The 6,539-nt window shown below is 31.7% G+C and carries 7 protein-coding genes; all 7 read right to left on the bottom strand.

The window, feature by feature from the left end; translation table 11 throughout:
- Positions 1–3 precede the first annotated feature (3 nt).
- On the bottom strand, positions 4–1,050 hold the full coding sequence (locus tag PLW95_04485; GenBank protein ID HOV21920.1) for a hypothetical protein: 1,047 nt from the start codon (positions 1,048–1,050) through the stop codon (positions 4–6).
- Positions 1,047–1,916, bottom strand: coding sequence for a hypothetical protein (locus tag PLW95_04480; GenBank protein HOV21919.1), 870 nt, complete (start codon positions 1,914–1,916; stop codon positions 1,047–1,049). The genes PLW95_04485 and PLW95_04480 overlap by 4 nt, the downstream gene beginning before the upstream one ends.
- Complete coding sequence (locus PLW95_04475; GenBank protein ID HOV21918.1) at positions 1,906–4,137, bottom strand: hypothetical protein; 2,232 nt, start codon at positions 4,135–4,137, stop codon at positions 1,906–1,908. Before PLW95_04475 ends, PLW95_04480 begins: the two co-directional genes overlap by 11 nt.
- A 12-nt stretch (positions 4,138–4,149) precedes the next feature.
- A complete protein-coding gene (locus tag PLW95_04470; GenBank protein ID HOV21917.1) occupies positions 4,150–5,184 on the bottom strand; it encodes a U32 family peptidase in 1,035 nt (344 codons plus the stop codon).
- Positions 5,163–5,735, bottom strand: coding sequence for a 4Fe-4S binding protein (locus tag PLW95_04465; GenBank protein ID HOV21916.1), 573 nt, complete (start codon positions 5,733–5,735; stop codon positions 5,163–5,165). Before PLW95_04465 ends, PLW95_04470 begins: the two co-directional genes overlap by 22 nt.
- 86 nt (positions 5,736–5,821) lie before the next feature.
- Positions 5,822–6,154: a hypothetical protein gene (locus PLW95_04460; protein ID HOV21915.1), complete on the bottom strand. Its 333-nt coding sequence runs from the start codon at positions 6,152–6,154 to the stop codon at positions 5,822–5,824.
- Positions 6,155–6,196: 42 nt separating this feature from the next.
- Positions 6,197–6,539, bottom strand: a 343-nt coding sequence (locus PLW95_04455; protein HOV21914.1) for a hypothetical protein, incomplete at its 5' end; no start/stop codon positions are given.

Below are 6,539 nucleotides of genomic sequence, written 5' to 3'. Positions count from 1 at the left end.
AAATTATTTTTTAACTGAATAAGGAAGAAGCCATCTTTTTCTCTTTATAAATGAACCATTATGAAATTTCTGTTCTATAAAATTTTTCTCTTCAAGATAATTAAAACAACTTCTCATACAACTTCTTGAACCACAAATACCATAACTTCCACCTACTCCCCATTTCTGTAAATATCCATGTCCTTCAATTATATAACCAGATGGGAATTCTTTTGTTTTTCTCCATCTTCCTGTTGATAATGTCCAACAAAACTTATATGCACATTCTTCTGAAAATTGTTGTTTTCTTGCGTCAATATGCCAACCAGGAAAGTCCTTATGAATAAAAGGAGAAACTCTTGAATCACCACCATGATAACTCAAAGTGCATTTTCCCATGTCTATATCTGCCCATTCATAAGTATAATTCTCTATGTTTATACTTATTTTCTTATTTTCCTTTATATGTGGTATTGCATGAGAAGGACAGTCAGATACACATTTCATGCATCTTTTACATATAGTTAACGGTTTTACAAGAGGGTCTGGTTCAACTTCAAGGTCAGTAATTATTGCATGCAATCTTTGTCTTGGACCATATTTTTTTGTCAGAAATACCTTACTCCATCCAATTTCTCCAAGTCCTGCACAAATTCCTGCAATTCTTATTGCTAAATGAACATCAGGAGATGGTTGATTCTCTCTTAGTGGTTTTAAAGAAGGCGATTGTGCTTCTGGAACTCCAGAATAGTAAGGAACTGCTTCATATCCAGAGTCCTCAATAAAACATGCAAGTTGATAAAGTGGTTCCTGAATAAAAAAAGTATTTGCCAGACCAGAATAATCAAAATAAGTATAAGATACCCAGTTTGTTCCTTCTTCTATTCCGCGCCATGCTCCTCTTAAGTTTCTATTTCCAACAACTATGACAGTTTTTGCTTCTGGGAAAATACCTTTGGGATGCATATTTTCTGGAGCATCTTTAAATCTTTCAATATTTGCAAATCCAACCAGATCCAGCCCTAATTTATATCCCATTTCTCTTATTGTCTCTTTTGTTAATTTTTTCATTCTATATCCCTCCCTTCATCAAGCATAATTTCACCTGTCTTATCAATTTTCCATGTAGTCCTATTTCTAAAATTTTCATTAAATAAATTTTTTATTCTTTTTGTTTTTTCTAAATGAACTAAACATGTTCTTGAACATAAAGCAGCAATTCTATCTGGTTTTGCATTTTCATAATACATATTCGGAAAAACACCATTTTTACATATTTTACAGATTTCATAATTTATATCTGCTACTATCATTTTTTTTCCACATATCTCAATTTCTTTTTCTTCATTTTCAATTGCTCTTAATGGACATATTTTCATACATTCTTTGCACAGGTCACAAACATTTTCTTTTTTTATTGGGTCTGGTTCTATTTCAAGGTCAGTAATTATTACTTGAAACCTTTGTCTTGGGCCAAATTCTTCTGTTAAAAATATTCCACAATATCCAATTTCTCCAAGTCCACCTCTTATTGCTGCATCTTCAATATCAATTAAAACATTAGGAGATGGCTTACCTTTTTTAACGGGTATTCCCATTGGAGAAATTTCTGAAGGTAAATTAACAATTGGAATTGCTTCATATCCATTGTCTTCAAGAAACTCTGAAATTTTAAAAGTTGTAAGAGCAAGAAACCTATCATTAAGCCAACTACAACCATATTGTGAATAGATTGAAAACTGTGTCCCTTCTTCAATTCCTCTGATTGCACCTCTTGTAATTCTTTTTCCAACTATAATTACACTTTTACCTTCTGGAAATATAGAAAGAGGATGATGTTGTTTATCTATACCTTTAAATCTATCCATACTTGTAATTCCAATTAAATCTGCTTTTACTTCTACTGCATATTCTTTCAATTCTTTTTTATTTACCATTTTTTTCTCCTTTATATGAACAATTTCTTATACATTCTTCACATATATTTATATGTAATTTCTGGACTCCCCATTTTGTATTTATCAGACATTCTGCAATTTTTTCTGGTGTAATTTTTGTAGGTATTGAAACATTTGGTTCAATTCCATAAAAAGAAGGACCTTCTTTTCCACTTAATCCATACCTTTTTGCCCAATCGCATCTGTAAATGTCTAAATCAGGCAATTTAAATTCCCTCCCTTCAAATTTTAATATTGTATTTCCCTTTTTTATTGCTTTTGTAGGACAAGAAGTAATACAGGGATGGGAACATTTTTTACAGAAATTTTCTCCGTTATAAAGAGGGTCATTTTCAAAGTCGGCATCTGTAATAATAAAAATAAATCTCTGTCTCTGTCCAAATTTTTCTGTAATTATTACTCCATTTTCTCCAATATATCCAGCACCTGAAAGAAACGCCTCAATATTTCCCGTTCTCATATCAGGTAAATACCCTCTTGAATTTTTCACAAAAGAATAAAAACCAGTTATACTTTCTTTTAAAGTTGCTTTATATCCATTGTTTTGTAGAAATTTAACAACATTCAATCCTATATCCCTCAAAAGAAAAATTGTTTCATATTGAGCATAAGCATAAGGGCCAACCGTTTCTGCTGGTGTTATTTTTGCGGTATCTAAACACGCATCTGGGAAATGCAGTCCTATTGCTATAACTGACTTACCTTCCTCAAGGTAATCACTAACTTTTTTTATCTCTATTTTCTTCTCTTTTATTTCAGGAACAAATGCACTTTGAATACCTCCTTTATCTTCTATTTCATAGTAGATATCAGAGAAATAACTTTCAATCTTTTTCATAAAATTTTCATACCGAGATGTTGTAAAAAATCTAACAATATCAACTTTCTGCTCCAAACAAAAATTTTTTATATCTTCTTTTTTTAATTTCTTTTTATTTGTTCTTTTTTCCCAGTTGAATTCTGAAATTTTTGCAGAAGTTAAAATTGTTGAAAAATAGTAATTTTTAAGTTTTCCAGTCAATTTTTGCCCAATTGTTAGATGGGGAACATTCCCAGATGTAATTGATGAATAACCAGAAACATCAAGAAGATGAGATATTTTATATGAAAGAAAATCAATTGTTCTTCTAACAGCAGAACTTATTTCTAATGTTTCATTTTCAATTTTTATTCCTATTGAAATAACTGTCTGTGCATCAGGAAGATGAAATTCAGGATGGAAAAAATGCGAATCTTCAAATTTTTCTACAGTTGCAATAGCAATAACATCAACAAATTCATCCTGTACCATTTTTAAAATTTCTTCTTTTATTACATCTGCTTTTTTTGTAATTTCTTTTTTTCTTCTTGGTGCATCTGTATAGTTCAATTGATAATATCTTTTTTCCTTTACCATACAATATTTAAGGCAACAACCTTCTTCTCCTCCTCTTCTTCCATATTTTTCTAAATTTTCCAATATTACTTTTTCATCAACTTTATCAGGTATGGGGAGAGACAGGTTTAGAGCAAAATTTTCAGCCCATGCACATCTCCACTTATTTGTATCAGGAAATTCAAAAATTTTATTCCCAATTTCTATTTTATTTATTTTTTTGACTTCTTTTCTAAATGCATCTGTTGGACAATGTTTCACACATTCCATACATTTATCACATAATTTTTCACCTTCATACATTGGGTCTGGTATGAGTTCTACTTCTGTTATAATTGATATTATTCTTTGTCTTGGACCAAATTCAGATGATAAAAAAAGACCACTCCAGCCAATTTCACCAAGTCCTGCTGCAACTGCTGCATATCTGTGAGCAAGGTCAGGAGCAAATGAGACATCTAAATCCTTATATGGGTTGTATCTCCATATATTAGTTACAGGTATAGGAAGTGTTTTATATCCCTTATCTTCAAGAAATCTTGCTACCTTAAAGGCAAAATCATCAAGCATTGGATTCATAACAGAACTCTGTGTGCCATAAGGTCCTATATCGTGTGGTGTTGGATAACCACCTAATTCAACTGCACAATCAAGATGATGAATACCTAAAACAATTACACTTTTACTTTCAGGTAAAAGCCCTTTTGGACTCATCCTCAAAGGGGCATTTTTAAATCTTTCAACAGGTGCAATTCCAACCATATCAACTCCTAAACTCTTTGCATATCTCTTTACTTCTTCTGTCAACTTTTTTTTCTCATCCATTTTTTCTCCTTTTTAAAATTTTACAAGAATATTTTCTAATATATTTTTACAATAAGAACATTTATCACAGTTTCTTTTACAACTACTTATTTTCTGAAACCAATCTTCCGGGAATTTTGTATTTTCAATAATATAAGGAAACAAAAGTTTGGTGTGTGATGGCTCAAAAAGGTCAAGTAAATTCCCATCAAATTTTTCATTACAGTATGCTTTTATAATTTTTTCTGGCTCCTGATTTATTCTTGTTGCTAATTTGAAATGAGAAAATTTTTCTTTATAGTTATGAATATCCTCTGGCCTTATCCATGATGAGTTTTGCAATAATTTTCTCCAATTTTCTCTCTTTTTATAATATGACCAGCAATTACCTGGAATTTCTTCTGTTATATTGCCTCTTGTATAAACATCTATTTCATGAGATATGGTATTGTCATGAAACAACTGAACTGCACAAAAATTCATACACCCACTATTTACAAGAATACATAATGTCTTCCCATTTTTATTACACCACTGGTTAAGTTCTTCTATTGTTTCAAAATCCCTATTATATTCCCTTTGCATAACAAAACTATCAAATAAGTCAGATACATATTCCATTCCCTCAACTGTCCCAATTCTTAAATTAACTGAACCTCTTATTTTTATCCCTGGAAAATTTTTTTTAATAATATAGGCAACAACAGGGGAAAAAACTGTAACTATATCTATCCCAATATTCTCTTGAAGATACTCTATTGTTGATACAACTGTATTTGCAAGTGAAACAGAAAGATTAAATCCACCATAACATGAAGCATTTAAAAGAAGTCCTAATTTTATTCCCATTTTTTTAATACAATTTAGTTCATATTCAAGTTGTTTTTGTCCTTCCCAATTTATATAACCGACTTTTTCTGCAATGGGACCTCTACCACTTGGCAAATTTAACCAAGAAAAATAAACTTCTTCAATTTTTTCTTTATATCTCTCAACAATATCTTTAAAAAGTTTATCTTCTCTTAATTGATACCCAACTGAAAATTTTATTTCCGTTTTATTACCCATGGTTGATGTTTCCTGAACTCCTGTTTAAATTTGTTTTTTAATTTTCCCTCTTGTTCTAAATGTATCATACAAGCACGAATACACCCTTTTGCTCCACATATATTAGCAGGGTGATGATAACTTTCCCATGCATTACGAATGTATGGAAATTCTTCCCTGAGATATGCCCATACATCTCCAGTATAATCAGTCATTCCTTTTGACTCCGAACCAGATTGATATTTGAAAATTCCTTCTAATGTTTTGGCTACTTTTTCAGGCATAAATGGACTATATTCAGGTGTACCTGCCTGATAGCATGCAGCACATTTGAGTTCATCTAAACTTCCCCATTCAAGTGTTTTTTCTGCAACTTTTACTTCTACTGTTTCTTTTCTACTAATAGCACCTGAAGGACATTCTTTTACACATAACATACATCTATCACATATCTTTGGCTCTTCATATATTGGGTCTGGTTGGAGTGGTGCATCTGTAATAATAAATGCAAATCTCTGTCTTGGTCCAAACTCTGGTGTAAGAAATATTTTACTATAACCAATCTCTCCCATTCCACAGATAAATGCTGCTATACGAAAGTGAATAAAAACATCAGGTTGTGGTTTATCAGGTGCTACAGGTTCTCCTACACCAATACCTAACCGAACACTGTATTCTGATAGAGCATCGTCTCATAACCATTATCTTCAATAAAATTTCCTACTTCTCTGAGTACTTTTGGCGCATATCCATCATTAATAGTCGCATATCCCATTGCAGTATATGCCGCAAAAAAGGTCCCTTCTTCAATACCACGAAATAACCCTCTATGAATACGAAAACCAATCCCAATAATTGATTTTGCCTCAGGCATTATATATCGAGGGTCCATCTGTTTAGGGGCTCCTTCAAACCTATCCATTGACCCAATCCCTACAAGGTCTGCTCCACACCTCTTTCCTACTTCTTTTACTTCTTCACTTGTTATCATTTCTCTTTCCTCCTTTTAGTTTATCATTTTAGAATAATTAAATTATTTAAGTTCCCATGGTTTTCTTTTTCTAAATGGTTCTTCAAATTTGTTTTTTAATTTTCCCTCTTGTTCTAAATGTATCATACATGCCCTTAAACAACCACGTCCTCCTTCAAGTCCCGGATTATGTCCACCTATTCCTCCATACCATTTAACAAATTCGTTTTTATGTGGGTTAGCATCTACATAATATTTGCTCCATTCTTCAAATTTATCAGGTAAATCCTCAGGTAAAAATGGATTTGTTTCCTTGACTGCTCCTGTGTAAGCATTAGAACATTTTATTACATCTAATTTCCCCCATTCTATTTGTCTACCTGCAACTTTAATTTTAACTACCTCT

It is taken from the genome of bacterium, assembly GCA_035370465.1.
GTDB lineage: Bacteria > Ratteibacteria > UBA8468 > B48-G9 > JAFGKM01 > JAGGVW01.
This window is presented reverse-complemented; position numbering and strand designations above follow the sequence as displayed.

Excerpts from the sequence above, each read along its gene's own strand:
- PLW95_04480 (HOV21919.1), bottom strand. The coding sequence starts at position 1,916 with ATGGTAAATAAAAAAGAATTGAAAGAATATGCAGTAGAAGTAAAAGCA.
- PLW95_04475 (HOV21918.1), bottom strand. The coding sequence starts at position 4,137 with ATGGATGAGAAAAAAAAGTTGACAGAAGAAGTAAAGAGATATGCAAAG.
- PLW95_04470 (HOV21917.1), bottom strand. The coding sequence starts at position 5,184 with ATGGGTAATAAAACGGAAATAAAATTTTCAGTTGGGTATCAATTAAGA.
- PLW95_04465 (HOV21916.1), bottom strand. The coding sequence starts at position 5,735 with ATGGGAGAGATTGGTTATAGTAAAATATTTCTTACACCAGAGTTTGGA.
- PLW95_04485 (HOV21920.1), bottom strand. The coding sequence starts at position 1,050 with ATGAAAAAATTAACAAAAGAGACAATAAGAGAAATGGGATATAAATTA.
- PLW95_04460 (HOV21915.1), bottom strand. The coding sequence starts at position 6,154 with ATGATAACAAGTGAAGAAGTAAAAGAAGTAGGAAAGAGGTGTGGAGCA.